The organism is Streptomyces sp. NBC_00193 (assembly GCF_026342735.1).
Taxonomy (GTDB): domain Bacteria; phylum Actinomycetota; class Actinomycetes; order Streptomycetales; family Streptomycetaceae; genus Streptomyces; species Streptomyces stoeckheimensis.
The window spans coordinates 4,874,638-4,888,462 of the sequence record NZ_JAPEMM010000001.1 but is presented as its reverse complement, the minus strand read 5'-3'; the positions used below and the strand labels follow the sequence as shown (position 1 = coordinate 4,888,462).

Sequence of the window (13,825 nt, the reverse complement as noted above, 5' to 3'; positions counted from 1 at the left end):
GGTGCGGGCGATCAGTGCGCGGCGGACTCCCAGTCGGGGCCGACGCCCACGGACACGTCCAGCGGGGCCCGCAGGTCGACGGCGGCGGCCATCTCGCGGCGCACCAGCTCCTCCACCTGCTTACGCTCCCCGGGCGCGATCTCCAGCACGATTTCGTCGTGGACCTGGAGCAGCATCCGCGACTTCAGCCCGGCCCCGGTGATCGCCTTGTCCACGCGCAGCATCGCGACCTTGACGATGTCGGCGGCGGTGCCCTGGATCGGGGCGTTCAGCGCCATCCGCTCGGCGGCCTCGCGGCGCTGGCGGTTGTCGCTGTTGAGGTCCGGGAGGTAGCGGCGGCGGCCGAAGACGGTGGCCGTGTAGCCGGTGGCGCGGGCCTCCTCGACGACGCGGCCCAGGTAGTCCCGGACCCCGCCGAAGCGCTCGAAGAAGGTCTCCATCAGGCCGCGGGCCTCGCCGGGCTCGATGTTCAGCTGCTGGGCGAGGCCGAACGCGGAGAGCCCGTAGGCCAGACCGTAGGACATGGCCTTGATCTTGCGCCGCATCTCGGCGTCGACCTCGGAGCGCTCGACGCCGAACACCTGGGAGGCGACGGTGGTGTGCAGGTCCTCGCCCGACTGGAAGGCTTCGAGCAGGCCCTCGTCCTCGGAGAGGTGGGCCATGACGCGCAGCTCGATCTGGCTGTAGTCGGCGGTCATGAGGGATTCGTAGCCCTCGCCGACGACGAAGCCGCGGCGGATGGCCCGGCCCTCGTCGGTGCGCACCGGCACGTTCTGCAGGTTGGGGTCGGTGGAGGACAGCCGGCCGGTCGCGGCGACGGTCTGGCTGAAGCTGGTGTGCACCCGGCCGTCGGCGGCGATCATCTTGACCAGCCCCTCGACGGTGACGCGCAGCTTGGCCTGCTCCCGGTGGCGGAGCATGAGCACGGGCAGTTCGTGGTCGGTCTGGGTGGCCAGCCAGGCGAGCGCGTCGGCGTCCGTGGTGTACCCGGTCTTGGTCTTCTTCGTCTTCGGCAGGTCCAGCTCGCCGAAGAAGACCTCCTGGAGCTGCTTGGGCGAGCCGAGGTTGAACTCGTGGCCCACCGCCGCGTGCGCCTCCTTCACCGCCTGCTGCACGGCCGCGGCGAACTGCTGCTCCATCGCTTCGAGGTGGCTCTGGTCGACGGCGATGCCGGCCCGCTCCAGGCGGGCGAGCAGCTCGGAGGTGGGCAGCTCCATGTCGTGGAGCAGCTCGGCGGCGCCCACCTCGGGCAGCTTGACCGCGAAGGCGTCGCCGAGGTCCAGGACGGCGCGGGCCTGTGCCATCAGGGCTTCGGCCTCGGCGGTGTCGTCGGCGCCGAAGGCGAGCTGTCCGTCGGCGGCGGCGGGCGCCAGCTCCCGGTGCAGGTACTCCTGGGAGAGCACGTCCAGGGCGAAGGAGCGGCGGCCCGGCTTGACCAGGTAGGCGGCGAGCGCGGTGTCCATGGCGACCCCGGCCAGGGTCCAGCCGTGCTCCGGGAAGACCCGCATCAGGGCCTTGGCGTTGTGCACGACCTTCGGCTTGGCGGCGTCGGCGGCCCAGGCGGCGAAGGCCCGCTCGTCGGCCTCGTCCAGCGCGGACGGCTCGAACCAGGCGGCGGCGCCGCCGGCCGAGGCCAGCGCGATCTCGGAGACGTTGCCGGTGCCGAGCGCCCAGGTGTCGACGGTGGAGATGCCGAGGGGGGCGCCCGCGTGGCTCTCCAGCCACGGCGCGAGCTCGCCGGCGCCCAGCACGGAGCCGTCCAGTTCCACGGCGGCGGCCGCCGGGGCGGGGGCCTCCTCCTCGGCGGCGCCCGGGTCCACGGCGAGCAGCCGCTCGCGCAGGGAGGCGTTGCGGATCTCCAGTACGTCCAGGACTCCGGTGACGGCGGTCCGGTCGTAGGGGGCGCGGGCCAGGTCGGCGGGGGTCTTGGGCAGGGCGACGTCCTTGACCATCTCGGTCAGGACCCGGTTGAGCTTCACCGCGTCCAGGTGGTCGCGGAAGTTCTGCCCGGCCTTGCCCTTGACCTCCTCGGCGCGCTCGACGAGCTCCGCGAAGGACCCGAACTGGGTGATCCACTTGGCGGCGGTCTTCTCGCCGACGCCCGGGATGCCGGGGAGGTTGTCGGACGGGTCGCCGCGCAGCGCCGCGAAGTCCGGGTACTGCTGGGGGGTGAGCCCGTACTTCTCCTCGACCTTCTCGGGAGTGAAGCGGGTGAGCTCGGAGACGCCCTTGGTCGGGTAGAGCACGGTGGTGTGCTCGGAGACGAGCTGGAAGGAGTCCCGGTCGCCGGTGACGATCAGCACGTCGAAGCCGAGGGCCTCGGCCTGCGTGGCGAGCGTGGCGATCACGTCGTCGGCCTCGAAGCCGTCGACCGCGAACCGCGGCACCTTCATCGCGTCGAGGAGCTCGCCGATCAGCTCCACCTGCCCCTTGAACTCGTCGGGGGTCTTGGAGCGGTTCGCCTTGTACTCGGGGAACTCCGCCGAGCGCCACGTCTTGCGGGACACGTCGAACGCCACCGCGAAGTGCGTGGGCGCCTCGTCGCGCAGCGTGTTCGCCAGCATCGACGCGAACCCGTAGATGGCGTTGGTCGGCTGCCCCGTCGCGGTGGTGAAATTCTCCGCGGGCAGCGCGAAGAACGCCCGGTACGCCAGGGAGTGCCCGTCCATGAGCATCAGGCGGGGGCGGGCCGCTGCGGTCGGCTGGTCGGTCTTCTTCGATGCTGAATCTGCCACGCCCCCGATCCTAGGCGCCCCCACTGACAAATCCGGACGGGCTGCGCGGCGGGGTGAGGGGACGGGGAAAATCCGGCGTCGGCGCCACGGGCGGGGCGTGACAGGATCGGACGTGTAAGAAGAAGACTGCTCAAAGGGGAGCGACATGGCCACCAAGCCGCCCACAGGTGATCCCGTACAGGACGCACCGCAGGTAGCGCCCCCTCAGCACGCGGCCGCCGGCCTGCCCGCGATCGGGCACACCCTGAGGATCGCGCAGGAGCAGATGGGCCTGGCCCGTACCGCCCGCACCCTCCTCAAGGTCAACCAGAAGAACGGCTTCGACTGCCCCGGCTGCGCCTGGCCCGAGGGCGACAAGCGGCACACCGCCGAGTTCTGCGAGAACGGCGCCAAGGCCGTCGCGGAGGAAGCCACCCTGCGCCGGGTCACCCCCGCGTTCTTCGCCGAGCACCCCCTGTCCGACCTCGCCGGCCGCTCCGGCTACTGGCTGGGCCAGCAGGGCCGGATCACCCAGCCGATGCTCCTGGAGGCCGGCGGCGACCGCTACGAGCCGGTCAGCTGGGAGCGGGCCTTCGCGATCATCGCGGAGGAGCTGCGCGCCCTGGACTCCCCCGACGAGGCCCTCTTCTACACCTCGGGCCGCACCAGCAACGAAGCCGCCTTCCTCTTCCAGCTGTTCGTCCGCGAGTTCGGCACCAACAACCTCCCCGACTGCTCGAACATGTGCCACGAGTCCTCGGGCTCCGCACTGAACGAGACCATCGGCATCGGCAAGGGCAGCGTCTCCCTCGAAGACCTCCACCAGGCCGACCTGATCATCGTCGCCGGACAGAACCCGGGCACCAACCACCCGCGCATGCTCTCCGCCCTGGAGAAGGCCAAGTCCGCCGGCGCGAAGATCATCTCGGTGAACCCGCTGCCCGAGGCCGGCATGGAGCGGTTCAAGAACCCGCAGACGCCCCTCGGCATGCTCAAGGGCACCGCCCTCAACGACCTGTTCCTCCAGATCCGCATCGGCGGCGACCAGGCCCTCTTCCGCCTCCTGAACAAGCTGGTCATCGAGGCGGGCGGCGCCACCGACGAGCAGTTCATCCGCGAACACACCCACGGCTACGAGGAGTTCGCGGCCGCCACCCAGGACACCGACTGGGACGAGACGCTCACCGCCACCGGCCTGACCCGCCCCGACATCGAGCGCGCCCTGGCCATGATCCTGGCCTCGGAGCGCACCATCGTCTGCTGGGCCATGGGCCTGACCCAGCACAAGCACTCCGTCGCCACCATCCGCGAGGTCGTCAACCTGCTGCTCCTGCGCGGCAACATCGGCCGCCCCGGCGCCGGCGTCTGCCCCGTCCGCGGCCACTCCAACGTCCAGGGCGACCGCACCATGGGGATCTTCGAGCGCCCCGCGCCCGCCTTCCTCGACGCCCTCGACAAGGAATTCGGCATCACCTCGCCCCGCGAGCACGGCTTCGACGTGGTCCGCTCCATCCAGGCCCTGCGCGACGGCGAGGCCAAGGTGCTCTTCGCCATGGGCGGCAACTTCGTCGGCGCCACCCCCGACACCGAGGTCACCGAGGCCGCGATCCGCAACGCCTCCCTGACCGTGCACGTCTCCACCAAGCTCAACCGCTCCCACGCGGTCACCGGCCGGCGCGCCCTGATCCTGCCCACCCTCGGCCGCACCGACAAGGACCACCAGGCCTCCGGCAAGCAGTTCGTGACCGTCGAGGACTCCATGGGCATGGTCCACTCCTCCCGCGGCAACCTCGCCCCCGCCTCCCCGCACCTGCTCTCCGAGCCCGCCATCGTGGCCCGCATGGCCCGCGCCGTCCTCGGCGACGCCTCCCGGACCCCCTGGGAGGAGTTCGAAGGCGACTACGCCGCCATCCGCGACCGGATCTCCCGCGTCGTCCCCGGCTTCGAGGACTTCAACGCCCGCGTGGCCCGCCCCGGCGGCTTCCAGCTCCCGCACGCCCCGCGCGACGAGCGGCGCTTCCCCACGAAGACCGGCAAGGCGAACTTCACCGCCGCACCGGTGGAGTACCCGCACCTCCCGCCGGGGCGCCTGCTCCTGCAGACCCTGCGCAGCCACGACCAGTACAACACCACCATCTACGGCCTCGACGACCGCTACCGCGGGATCACCGGCGGCCGCCGCGTGGTCATGGTCAACCCCGAGGACGCCGCCGAACTCGGGCTCGCCGACGGCTCGTACACCGACCTCGTCGGCGAATGGCGCGACGGCGTGGAGCGGCGTGCCCCCGGCTTCCGCGTCGTGCACTACCCGACCGCCCGCGGCTGCGCCGCCGCCTACTACCCCGAGACCAACGTGCTGGTCCCCCTCGACTCCACGGCGGACGTCAGCAATACCCCGGCGAGCAAGTCCGTCGTCGTGCGCTTCGAGCAGGCCTGATAGAACGACCCGAGAACAATATGGTTAACGAGCGTTGACGAACGGAGTCGGCCCATGGGCGAGCAGCAGCACGCGGTGAAGTTCCCGCAGGAGGTCCTCGACGAGTACACGGCCCTGGGCATCGACCTGCCCGCGCTGTTCTCGGCGGGCGACCTCGGCAAGCGGATGGACATCCGCATCCTCGAAGCCTCCGCCGAGCGCGTCGTCGCCACCATGCCCGTCGAGGGCAACACCCAGCCCTACGGCCTCCTGCACGGCGGGGCCTCCGCCGTGCTCGCCGAGACCCTCGGCTCGGTCGGCGCGATGATGCACGGCGGCATCACCAAGGTCGCCGTCGGCGTCGACCTGAACTGCACCCACCACCGCGGCGCCCGGTCCGGCCTGGTCACCGGCGTCGCGACCCCCGTGCACCGGGGCCGCTCCACCGCCACCTTCGAGGTGGTCATCACGGACGAACAGGACCGCCGCGTCTGCACCGCCCGCCTGACCTGCCTGCTGCGCGACGCGAACCCGCAACAGGACGGCAACAACTAGCCGTTGCCCTCGCAGCGGCGCCGGTCTAGCGTTCCCGCATGGGATCCGGACCGGCGCCGCTGCGCGCCTTGGCCGCGGCGGCGACGACGGCGCTGCTGGCCGCCGCACCGCTCGGCTGCGCCGGCGGCGATCCCGGGACCCCTCCCTCCTCCACCTCCGCCCCACCGGCGCCCCAGGACGTCTGCACCCGCCTGATCACCCACTGGGCGGGCGTGATCCTCGACGCGGGAGAGGGCGAGGACGCCGTCCGCCTCGACTACCAGTCCATGGGGCTGTCCGGCGGCCAGAACGACATCCTGCGCGCCGTCCTCGCCGACGCCCGCGCCGAGCGGGACGGCAAGGGCCCGGCAGCCGCGCGCGAGCTCACCGCCCGGGAGGCGGAGCGCCGCTGCGCGGACCGCTACCGGTCGGGCGCCCCGACGGACGGTCCCTGGCAGTGAGCGGCGGCATCGGCCCGATCGAGCCCGGAGAGGGCACGGAGGCCCACGAGGGCCCGCGCCCCGCTCCCCGTGCGCCGCGCACGCCCCCGGCCGTCCGGCGGCTCCGCGAGGCCTACGAGGGCCACCGGCGGGCCGCCCTGGCCCTCGGGGCGCTGACCTGCGTGTCCGCCGTCGTCGTCGCCGGGGCCGCGCTGTACGCGGCCCGGCCGCGCCCCGCCCCGTACAGGCCTCCCGCGCCCTCGCAGGTGTTCTCCCTCGCCTACGTCGCTCCGGTCGGGCAGGACCCGGGGCAGGACCCCGGGCAGACCCCCTCCGGCACGGCCTTCGCGTTCACCGTGCGTGTGCGCGCCGCGGCCGGTCCGGCGGTCACCCTGGAGCGGCTGGGGCAGCCTTCACGGGCTCTGGCGGTCGAGGTCGAGCCACCACTTCCGGCCACGCTCGCCCCGGGCGAGGCCCGTGACCTCGCGGTACGGATTCGCGTCACAGACTGCGTGCATGTGGCACGGAATTCCGGACTCCCTTTTCTGGAAGTAACCCTAAGTAATGGGTTTGAGAAAGAGGATCACAGCTACATCCCCGGTGACCGCTATGCGCGCGATCTCTCCACCGCTCTGACCAGGGCCTGTCCCGAAGATCGAGACGCGAGCACCCCGCCGCCGTCATGACCAAAAGGGCCCAGAGTCCTGGCGCGACAGCACTCAAACCACCCAACGGTCCTGCCACATCTCAGCATGCGGACAAGACGAACCGGCCGGATTTCCCCCTTTCCACCCGCAGAGATCCGCTATGTATTACGCCGTGGCATAACAAGAGAGTCACATCATTGGCCTCAGCCCTCCATAACGCCCTAAGACCCGCTTAGAGTCACGGCCAGTCACCGCGACCAGCCGGATTCCTTTCAGTTCGGTTCCCCGCGTTCGACACGGTGCGTCCCACGGGGGACGCAGTGCCAGGAAAGGACTGATCGTGCGTCAGCGTTCTCTCATTGCCGTGACCGCCGCGCTCGCCGCGGGCGCCCTCACCCTCACCGCCTGCGGATCGCGCGGAGACAAGGCCAACGACGCCGCCAGTGGTGACACCACGGTCGTCATCGGCGTCGACGCCCCGCTGACCGGCGACCTCTCCGCCCTCGGCCTCGGCATCAAGAACTCCGCCGACCTCGCCGCGAAGCAGGCCAACGAGAAGAAGTACGTCAAGGGCGTCACCTTCAAGATCCAGGCCCTCGACGACCAGGCCCAGGCCTCCTCCGGCCAGCAGAACGCCACCAAGCTCGTCGCCGACAAGGACGTGCTCGGTGTCGTCGGCCCGCTGAACTCCTCCGTCTCGGAGTCCATGCAGAAGGTCTTCGACGACGCCAAGCTCGCCCAGATCTCCCCGGCCAACACCAGCCCGTCCCTCTCCCAGGGACCGAAGTGGGCCACCGGCGAGAAGGTCCGCACCTACAAGAGCTACTTCCGCACCGCCACCACGGACGCCATCCAGGGCCCGTTCGCGGCGCAGTACCTCTTCAACAAGGCGGGCAAGAAGAAGGTCTTCCTGATCGACGACAAGAAGACCTACGGCGCAGGCCTCGCCGGCACCTTCAAGGGCGAGTTCACCAAGCTCGGCGGCCAGGTCGTCGGCGAAGGCCACATCGACCCGGAGAGCAAGGACTTCTCCGCGATCGTGACCGAGGTCAAGAGCTCCGGCGCCGACGTGGTCTACTACGGCGGCGAGTACCCGGCGGCCGGTCCGCTCAGCAAGCAGATCAAGGCCTCCGGCACCAAGATCCCGCTCGTCGGCGGTGACGGCATCTACGACAAGAAGTACGTCGAGCTCGCCGGCGCCGAGTCCGCGGGCGACCTCGCCACCTCGGTCGGCGCCCCGGTCGAGAGCCTGCCGTCCGCCAAGGACTTCGTCGCCAACTACACCAAGGCCGGTTACAAGGAGCCCTTCGCCGCCTACGGCGGTTACTCCTACGACTCCGCCTGGGCGATCATCGAGGCCGTCAAGGCCGCTGTCGACGGCAACGGCGGCAAGCTCCCCGCCGACGCCCGCGCCAAGGTCCTCGCCGCCGTCCAGGGCGTGTCCTTCGACGGTGTGACCGGCAAGGTCTCCTTCGACGAGTTCGGTGACGCCACCAACAAGCAGCTCACCGTCTACAAGGTCGAGGGCACCGAGTGGAAGTCCGTGGAGTCCGGCACCCTCGGCGGCTGACCTCCCCTGACCACCCCACCGACCCGTAGCCGGTAGTCCGCTCGAACGGCCGGCCACGGGAGCACCACCCACCTGCCGCGCGGGGCGCGCACAAAAAGCGCCCCGCGCGGAGTCACATCCGTCGAAAGACTCGGAGGACCTGCGGTGCACGAACTGCCGCAACAGCTGGTCAACGGCCTGCTACTGGGATCCATGTACGGGCTCGTCGCCATCGGCTACACGATGGTCTATGGCATCGTCCAGCTCATCAACTTCGCGCATGGCGAGATCTTCATGACCGGCGGATTCGGAGCGCTCACCGTCTGGCTGATGCTCCCCGGGGGCACCACCATGTGGATAGCCCTCCCGCTCATGATCATCGGCGCGGTCATCGTCGCCACCCTCATCGCCGTCGGTGCCGAACGCTTCGCCTACCGGCCCCTGCGCAACGCTCCCAGGCTCGCCCCGCTCATCACCGCCATCGGCCTCTCCATCGCCCTCCAGCAGGCGGTATGGGCCTGGTACCCCGGAGCGGAATCCTCCCTGATCTTCCCCGAGATCCCCGGCGGACCCTTCCACCTCGGCAGCGTCACCATCCAGACCGGTGACGTCTTCCTCCTGATCGCAGCCCCCATCTCCATGGCCTTCCTCGGCTTCTTCGTCAAGAAGACCCGCACCGGCCGCGGCATGCAGGCAACCGCCCAGGACCCCGACACGGCCAAGCTCATGGGCATCAACACCGACCGCATCATCACCACCGCGTTCGCGCTCGGAGCCGTCTTCGCCGCCATCGGAGCCGTCGCCTACGGCCTCAAGTACGGCGAAGTCCAGTTCAAGATGGGCTTCCTCCTCGGACTCAAGGCCTTCACCGCCGCCGTCCTCGGAGGCATCGGCAACATCTACGGCGCCATGGTCGGCGGCCTCGTCCTCGGCCTCGCCGAAACCCTGACCACCGTCTACGTGGCCGACATCCCCGGCTTCGAACAGCTCGGCGGCCAGTCCTGGGGTAACACCTGGGCGTTCGTACTTCTCATCCTCGTGCTCCTCTTCCGGCCACAAGGCCTGCTGGGCCAGCGCGTGGCGGACAGGGTGTGACCTCCATGACGAACATCACCGCGGACACCGCGAACACCGAGAACACCGTGAAGAGCACCGCACCGGCCAAGGGACTCATCCCCCTTCCCGAGAAGACGGCCCGCGCCCTCGCCACGGCCGGCGGCGCACTCACCGTCGTCTCCGCGTTCCTCTCCTGGACCTGGAGCACCGCCTTCCCCGGCGACCTCACCTACTACGGCTCCCCCGCCGGCCTCCAGTGGCTCGTCCTCATCGGCGGCGCCCTCACCGCGCTCTTCGGACTCGCCTCCTACGGAGTCAAGGGCCTCGGCTGGCTCACCCCGGCCGGCGCAGACGCAGCGATCAAACTCTCCGCCCTCGCCGCGTTCGCCACCACCTGGTACACCGTCGTCTCGATCGTCCTCGAACTCGGACTCCTCGTAGACCTCGAACCCGGAGCCGGCGTCGCCGCCCTGGTCAGCCTCGTCGCCGTCATCGGCGCCTTCGGACTCCCCTTCGAGCGCCCCGCACTCGAAGGCCCCGACCCCGACGACACCGACTTCGAGAAGTTCAAGCACGCAGCCGGCAACCGCTGGACGACCTTCAAGGCCGCCTTCACCTCCGGCCCGATCAAGCCCGCCCGCATCCTGCCGGCCTGGGCCGAGATCCTCCTGATCGCCGTCGTCCTCGGCCTCGCGCTCACCGTCTTCACCTACGGCATCACCACCCCGTACCAGGAACTCTTCGTCGGCTTCCTGCTCACGGCCTCATTCGGTGCCGCAGCGCTCAACAAGGCGGGCCTCTTCGCCCGCGTCACCGCCCTCACCACCCGCCACCGCAACGTCGCCCTCGTCGGCGCCTTCGCAGCAGCGGCCGCCTTCCCCCTCACCCAGACCGACGACCAGTACGCGAACCTCGGCGTCAACATCCTGATCTTCGCCACCGTCGCACTCGGCCTGAACATCGTCGTCGGCCTCACCGGCCTCCTCGACCTCGGCTACGTCGCCTTCCTCGGCGTCGGCGCCTACACCGCGGCCCTGGTCTCCGGCTCCCCCAACTCCCCCTTCGGCGTGCACTTCCCCTTCTGGGCCGCACTCCTGCTGGGCGCCGCCGCCTCCATGGTCTTCGGTGTCCTCATCGGAGCACCCACCCTGCGCCTGCGCGGCGACTACCTCGCCATCGTGACGCTCGGCTTCGGTGAGATCTTCCGCATCTCCATGAACAACCTCGACGGCACCTCCGGACCCGACATCACCAACGGGCCCAACGGCATCGCCGGCATCCCGAACGTCAACCTCTTCGGATTCGACTTCGGAGCCACACACACCATCGCCGGATTCACCATCGGCCGCTTCGCCAACTACTTCCTGCTGATGCTGCTGATCACCCTCATCGTGATCCTCGTCTTCCGCCGCAGCGCGGAATCCCGCATCGGCCGCGCCTGGGTCGCCATCCGCGAGGACGAGACCGCCGCCGAAGCCATGGGCATCAACGGCTTCCGCGTCAAACTCATCGCCTTCGCCCTCGGCGCCACCCTCGCCGGCCTCGCCGGAGCCGTCCAGGCACACGTCAGCTACACGGTCACCCCCGACCAGTACACCTTCGCCAACGCCGTGCCCCCGAACTCCGCGTTCCTGCTCGCCGCGGTCGTCCTCGGCGGCATGGGCACCATCTCCGGACCCCTCGTCGGCGGATCACTGCTCTTCCTGATCCCCAACAAGCTCCAGTTCCTCGGCGAATACCAGCTCCTCGTCTTCGGCTTCGCCCTCATCGTCCTGATGCGCCTGCGCCCCGAAGGCATCATCCCCAACCGGCGCAACCAGCTCGAACTCCACGAGGACATGGAAGCGCCCACGGTCCTCGGCAAGGCAGGGGTCTGAACCCATGACGACCACCACCACCGACACGCCCCCCGCCACCACGGCGGAGACCGTCCTCGACGCACGCGGCGTCACGATGCGCTTCGGCGGCCTCACCGCCGTCAAGAACGTCGACCTCACCGTGCGCAGCGGCGAGATCGTCGGCCTCATCGGCCCCAACGGCGCCGGCAAGACCACCTTCTTCAACTGCCTGACCGGCCTCTACATCCCCACCGAGGGTGAAGTCCGGTACAAGGACAAGGTCCTGCCGCCCAAGTCGTACAAGGTCACCGCCGCCGGCGTCGCCCGCACCTTCCAGAACATCCGTCTCTTCAACAACATGACGGTCCTGGAAAACGTCCTCGTCGGACGCCACACCCGCACCAAGGTCGGCCTCTGGGCCTCCCTCCTGCGCCTCCCCAGCTTCGGCCGGGAAGAAGCGGCGAGCCGCGAGAAGGCCATGGAACTCCTCGAGTTCATCGGCCTCGCCCACAAGGCCGAACACCTCGCCCGCAACCTCCCCTACGGTGAACAGCGCAAGCTCGAAATCGCCCGCGCGCTGGCCAGCGACCCCGGCCTCATCCTCCTGGACGAGCCCACCGCCGGCATGAACCCGCAGGAGACCCGGGCAACCGAAGAGCTCATCTTCGCCATCCGGGACCAGGGCATCGCCGTCCTCGTCATCGAGCACGACATGCGCTTCATCTTCAACCTCTGCGACCGCGTCGCCTGCCTCGTCCAGGGCGAAAAGCTCATCGAAGGCACCGCCGCCGAGGTCCAGGGCGACGAGCGCGTCATCGCCGCCTACCTCGGCGAACCCTTCGAAGGCGCCCCCGGCGCCGAAGAAGTCGCCGAAGTCGAAGCAGCCGAAGCACACAGCGAGGCCGCACACGGCGAGGCGGCCGCGGACGCCGAGGCGACGGACAGCACGACCAGCACGGACGGAGAAGACCGGTGACCGCACTCCTCGAGGTCGAGGACCTCCGCGTCGCCTACGGCAAGATCGAAGCCGTCAAGGGCATCTCGTTCAGCGTCGACGCCGGCCAGATCGTCACCCTCATCGGCACCAACGGCGCTGGCAAGACGACGACCCTGCGCACCCTCTCGGGCCTGATCAAGCCGCGCGGCGGCCAGATCAAGTTCCAGGGCAAGTCCCTCAAGAAGATCCCCGCGCACGACATCGTCGCGCTCGGACTCGCCCACTCCCCCGAGGGGCGGCACATCTTCCCGCGCATGACCATCGAGGACAACCTCCTCCTGGGCGCCTTCCTCCGCAAGGACAAGGACGGCATCCAGAAGGACGTCCAGCGCGCCTACGACCTCTTCCCGATCCTGGGAGAGCGCCGCAAGCAGGCCGCCGGCACCCTCTCGGGCGGCGAGCAGCAGATGCTCGCCATGGGCCGCGCGCTCATGTCCCGCCCGAAGCTGCTGATGCTCGACGAGCCCTCCATGGGCCTCTCGCCGATCATGATGCAGAAGATCATGGCGACCATCGCCGAGCTCAAGTCACAGGGCACCACCATCCTGCTGGTCGAGCAGAACGCCCAGGCGGCGCTCTCCCTGGCCGACCAGGGCCACGTGATGGAGATCGGCAAGGTCGTCCTGTCGGGCCCGGGCCGCGAGCTCCTGGTCAACGAGGACGTCCGCAAGGCGTACCTCGGCGAGGACTGAGTCCCCTCCACCTCGTACGAGTGAGGCCCGCCTCCGGATCCTGGATCCGGAGGCGGGCCTCACTCTTTGCGTACGGGGCGCGCTACTCGCCCTTGCCCGCGGCGGCCTTCTTCTCCTCGGCGTCCTCGATGACGGCCTCGGCGACCTGCTGCATGGACATCCGGCGGTCCATGGAGGTCTTCTGGATCCACCGGAAGGCGGCCGGCTCGGAGAGCCCGTACTGCGTCTGCAGGATGCTCTTGGCGCGGTCCACGAGCTTGCGGGTCTCGAGGCGCAGGGAGAGGTCGGCGACCTCCTTCTCCAGCGCGCGGAGCTCGGCGAAGCGCGACACGGCCATCTCGATGGCGGGGACGACGTCGCTCTTGCTGAAGGGCTTCACGAGGTACGCCATGGCCCCGGCGTCCCGCGCCCGCTCCACCAGATCCCGCTGCGAGAACGCGGTGAGCATCAGCACGGGGGCGATGGACTCCTCCGCGATCTTCTCGGCGGCGGAGATCCCGTCGAGGACGGGCATCTTCACGTCAAGGATGACGAGGTCGGGACGGTGCTCCCGGGCCAGCTCGACGGCGGTCTGCCCGTCTCCGGCCTCACCGACGACGGCGTAGCCCTCTTCCTCAAGCATCTCCTTGAGGTCGAGACGGATGAGCGCCTCGTCCTCGGCGATGACGACGCGCGTCGTCAGCGGCGGAACGTGCGACTGGTCGGCGTCGGGCGTGGGCGTCGACTCGTGCTCGGCGGTCACGGGGGCTCCTTGGTGCAAGGCGATTCAGCTCCCCCGAGCCTACCTAGCTCCTGTATGTTTGTGACACGGAGGGTATTAGGTATCCTTTGTTTCGAAGGGGCCCCGGTAGCCCAGCGGCAGAGGCCATGGATTCAAAACCCATTCAGCGTCGGTTCGAATCCGACTCGGGGCACTTCTCCTTCGTTTCCAAGGTCGCCAAG

The 13,825-nt window shown here is 69.7% G+C and carries 11 protein-coding genes and 1 tRNA gene; 10 read left to right on the top strand and 2 right to left on the bottom strand.

The genetic code is table 11. The features are described from left to right. Window positions 1-11 precede the first annotated feature (11 nt). A complete protein-coding gene (polA, locus tag OG898_RS21765) occupies window positions 12-2,735 on the bottom strand; it encodes a DNA polymerase I (RefSeq protein ID WP_250744994.1) in 2,724 nt (907 codons plus the stop codon). A gap of 145 nt (window positions 2,736-2,880) precedes the next feature. Here polA and OG898_RS21760 point away from each other — a divergent pair, with 145 nt between their 5' ends. From OG898_RS21760 to OG898_RS21720, 9 genes are all read left to right on the top strand, one after another. Further along, window positions 2,881-5,151, top strand: coding sequence for an FdhF/YdeP family oxidoreductase (locus OG898_RS21760; RefSeq protein WP_266958759.1), 2,271 nt, complete (start codon window positions 2,881-2,883; stop codon window positions 5,149-5,151). Window positions 5,152-5,205: 54 nt separating this feature from the next. Next, entirely contained in the window at window positions 5,206-5,685 is a 480-nt protein-coding gene (locus OG898_RS21755) for a PaaI family thioesterase (RefSeq protein WP_250744992.1), read from the top strand. A gap of 38 nt (window positions 5,686-5,723) precedes the next feature. After that, window positions 5,724-6,125, top strand: a complete 402-nt coding sequence (locus OG898_RS21750) for a hypothetical protein (RefSeq protein WP_250744991.1) — start codon at window positions 5,724-5,726, stop codon at window positions 6,123-6,125. Beyond that, the gene (locus tag OG898_RS21745) at window positions 6,122-6,790 is read left to right on the top strand and encodes a Tat pathway signal sequence domain protein (RefSeq protein ID WP_266958757.1); all 669 of its coding nucleotides are present in this window, start codon (window positions 6,122-6,124) and stop codon (window positions 6,788-6,790) included. The genes OG898_RS21750 and OG898_RS21745 overlap by 4 nt, the downstream gene beginning before the upstream one ends. 301 nt (window positions 6,791-7,091) lie before the next feature. Further along, window positions 7,092-8,321 carry a branched-chain amino acid ABC transporter substrate-binding protein gene (locus OG898_RS21740; RefSeq protein ID WP_250744989.1) on the top strand — a complete coding sequence of 410 codons (1,230 nt, stop codon included), beginning with the start codon at window positions 7,092-7,094 and terminating at the stop codon, window positions 8,319-8,321. Window positions 8,322-8,465: 144 nt separating this feature from the next. Then, window positions 8,466-9,395: a branched-chain amino acid ABC transporter permease gene (locus tag OG898_RS21735; RefSeq protein ID WP_250744988.1), complete on the top strand. Its 930-nt coding sequence runs from the start codon at window positions 8,466-8,468 to the stop codon at window positions 9,393-9,395. A 5-nt stretch (window positions 9,396-9,400) separates the two neighbouring features. Continuing rightward, window positions 9,401-11,233: a branched-chain amino acid ABC transporter permease gene (locus OG898_RS21730; protein ID WP_250744987.1), complete on the top strand. Its 1,833-nt coding sequence runs from the start codon at window positions 9,401-9,403 to the stop codon at window positions 11,231-11,233. A 4-nt stretch (window positions 11,234-11,237) separates the two neighbouring features. Continuing rightward, a complete protein-coding gene (locus tag OG898_RS21725; RefSeq protein WP_266958754.1) occupies window positions 11,238-12,170 on the top strand; it encodes an ABC transporter ATP-binding protein in 933 nt (310 codons plus the stop codon). Continuing rightward, on the top strand, window positions 12,167-12,883 hold the full coding sequence (locus OG898_RS21720) for an ABC transporter ATP-binding protein (protein WP_250744986.1): 717 nt from the start codon (window positions 12,167-12,169) through the stop codon (window positions 12,881-12,883). Before OG898_RS21725 ends, OG898_RS21720 begins: the two co-directional genes overlap by 4 nt. A gap of 82 nt (window positions 12,884-12,965) precedes the next feature. Here OG898_RS21720 and OG898_RS21715 read toward each other — a convergent pair whose 3' ends face one another. Further along, window positions 12,966-13,625, bottom strand: a complete 660-nt coding sequence (locus OG898_RS21715) for an ANTAR domain-containing response regulator (RefSeq protein WP_250744985.1) — start codon at window positions 13,623-13,625, stop codon at window positions 12,966-12,968. Window positions 13,626-13,724: 99 nt separating this feature from the next. On the opposite strand from OG898_RS21715, the gene OG898_RS21710 reads away from it, so the two are divergent. Then, window positions 13,725-13,797, top strand: a tRNA-Leu gene (locus OG898_RS21710). The last annotated feature ends 28 nt before the right edge of the window (window positions 13,798-13,825 follow it).

Bases quoted from the DNA above. Each gene is read 5' to 3' on its own strand.
- OG898_RS21760 (WP_266958759.1), top strand. From the start codon at position 2,881: ATGGCCACCAAGCCGCCCACAGGTGATCCCGTACAGGACGCACCGCAG.
- OG898_RS21725 (WP_266958754.1), top strand. From the start codon at position 11,238: ATGACGACCACCACCACCGACACGCCCCCCGCCACCACGGCGGAGACC.
- OG898_RS21730 (WP_250744987.1), top strand. From the start codon at position 9,401: ATGACGAACATCACCGCGGACACCGCGAACACCGAGAACACCGTGAAG.
- OG898_RS21755 (WP_250744992.1), top strand. From the start codon at position 5,206: ATGGGCGAGCAGCAGCACGCGGTGAAGTTCCCGCAGGAGGTCCTCGAC.
- OG898_RS21750 (WP_250744991.1), top strand. From the start codon at position 5,724: ATGGGATCCGGACCGGCGCCGCTGCGCGCCTTGGCCGCGGCGGCGACG.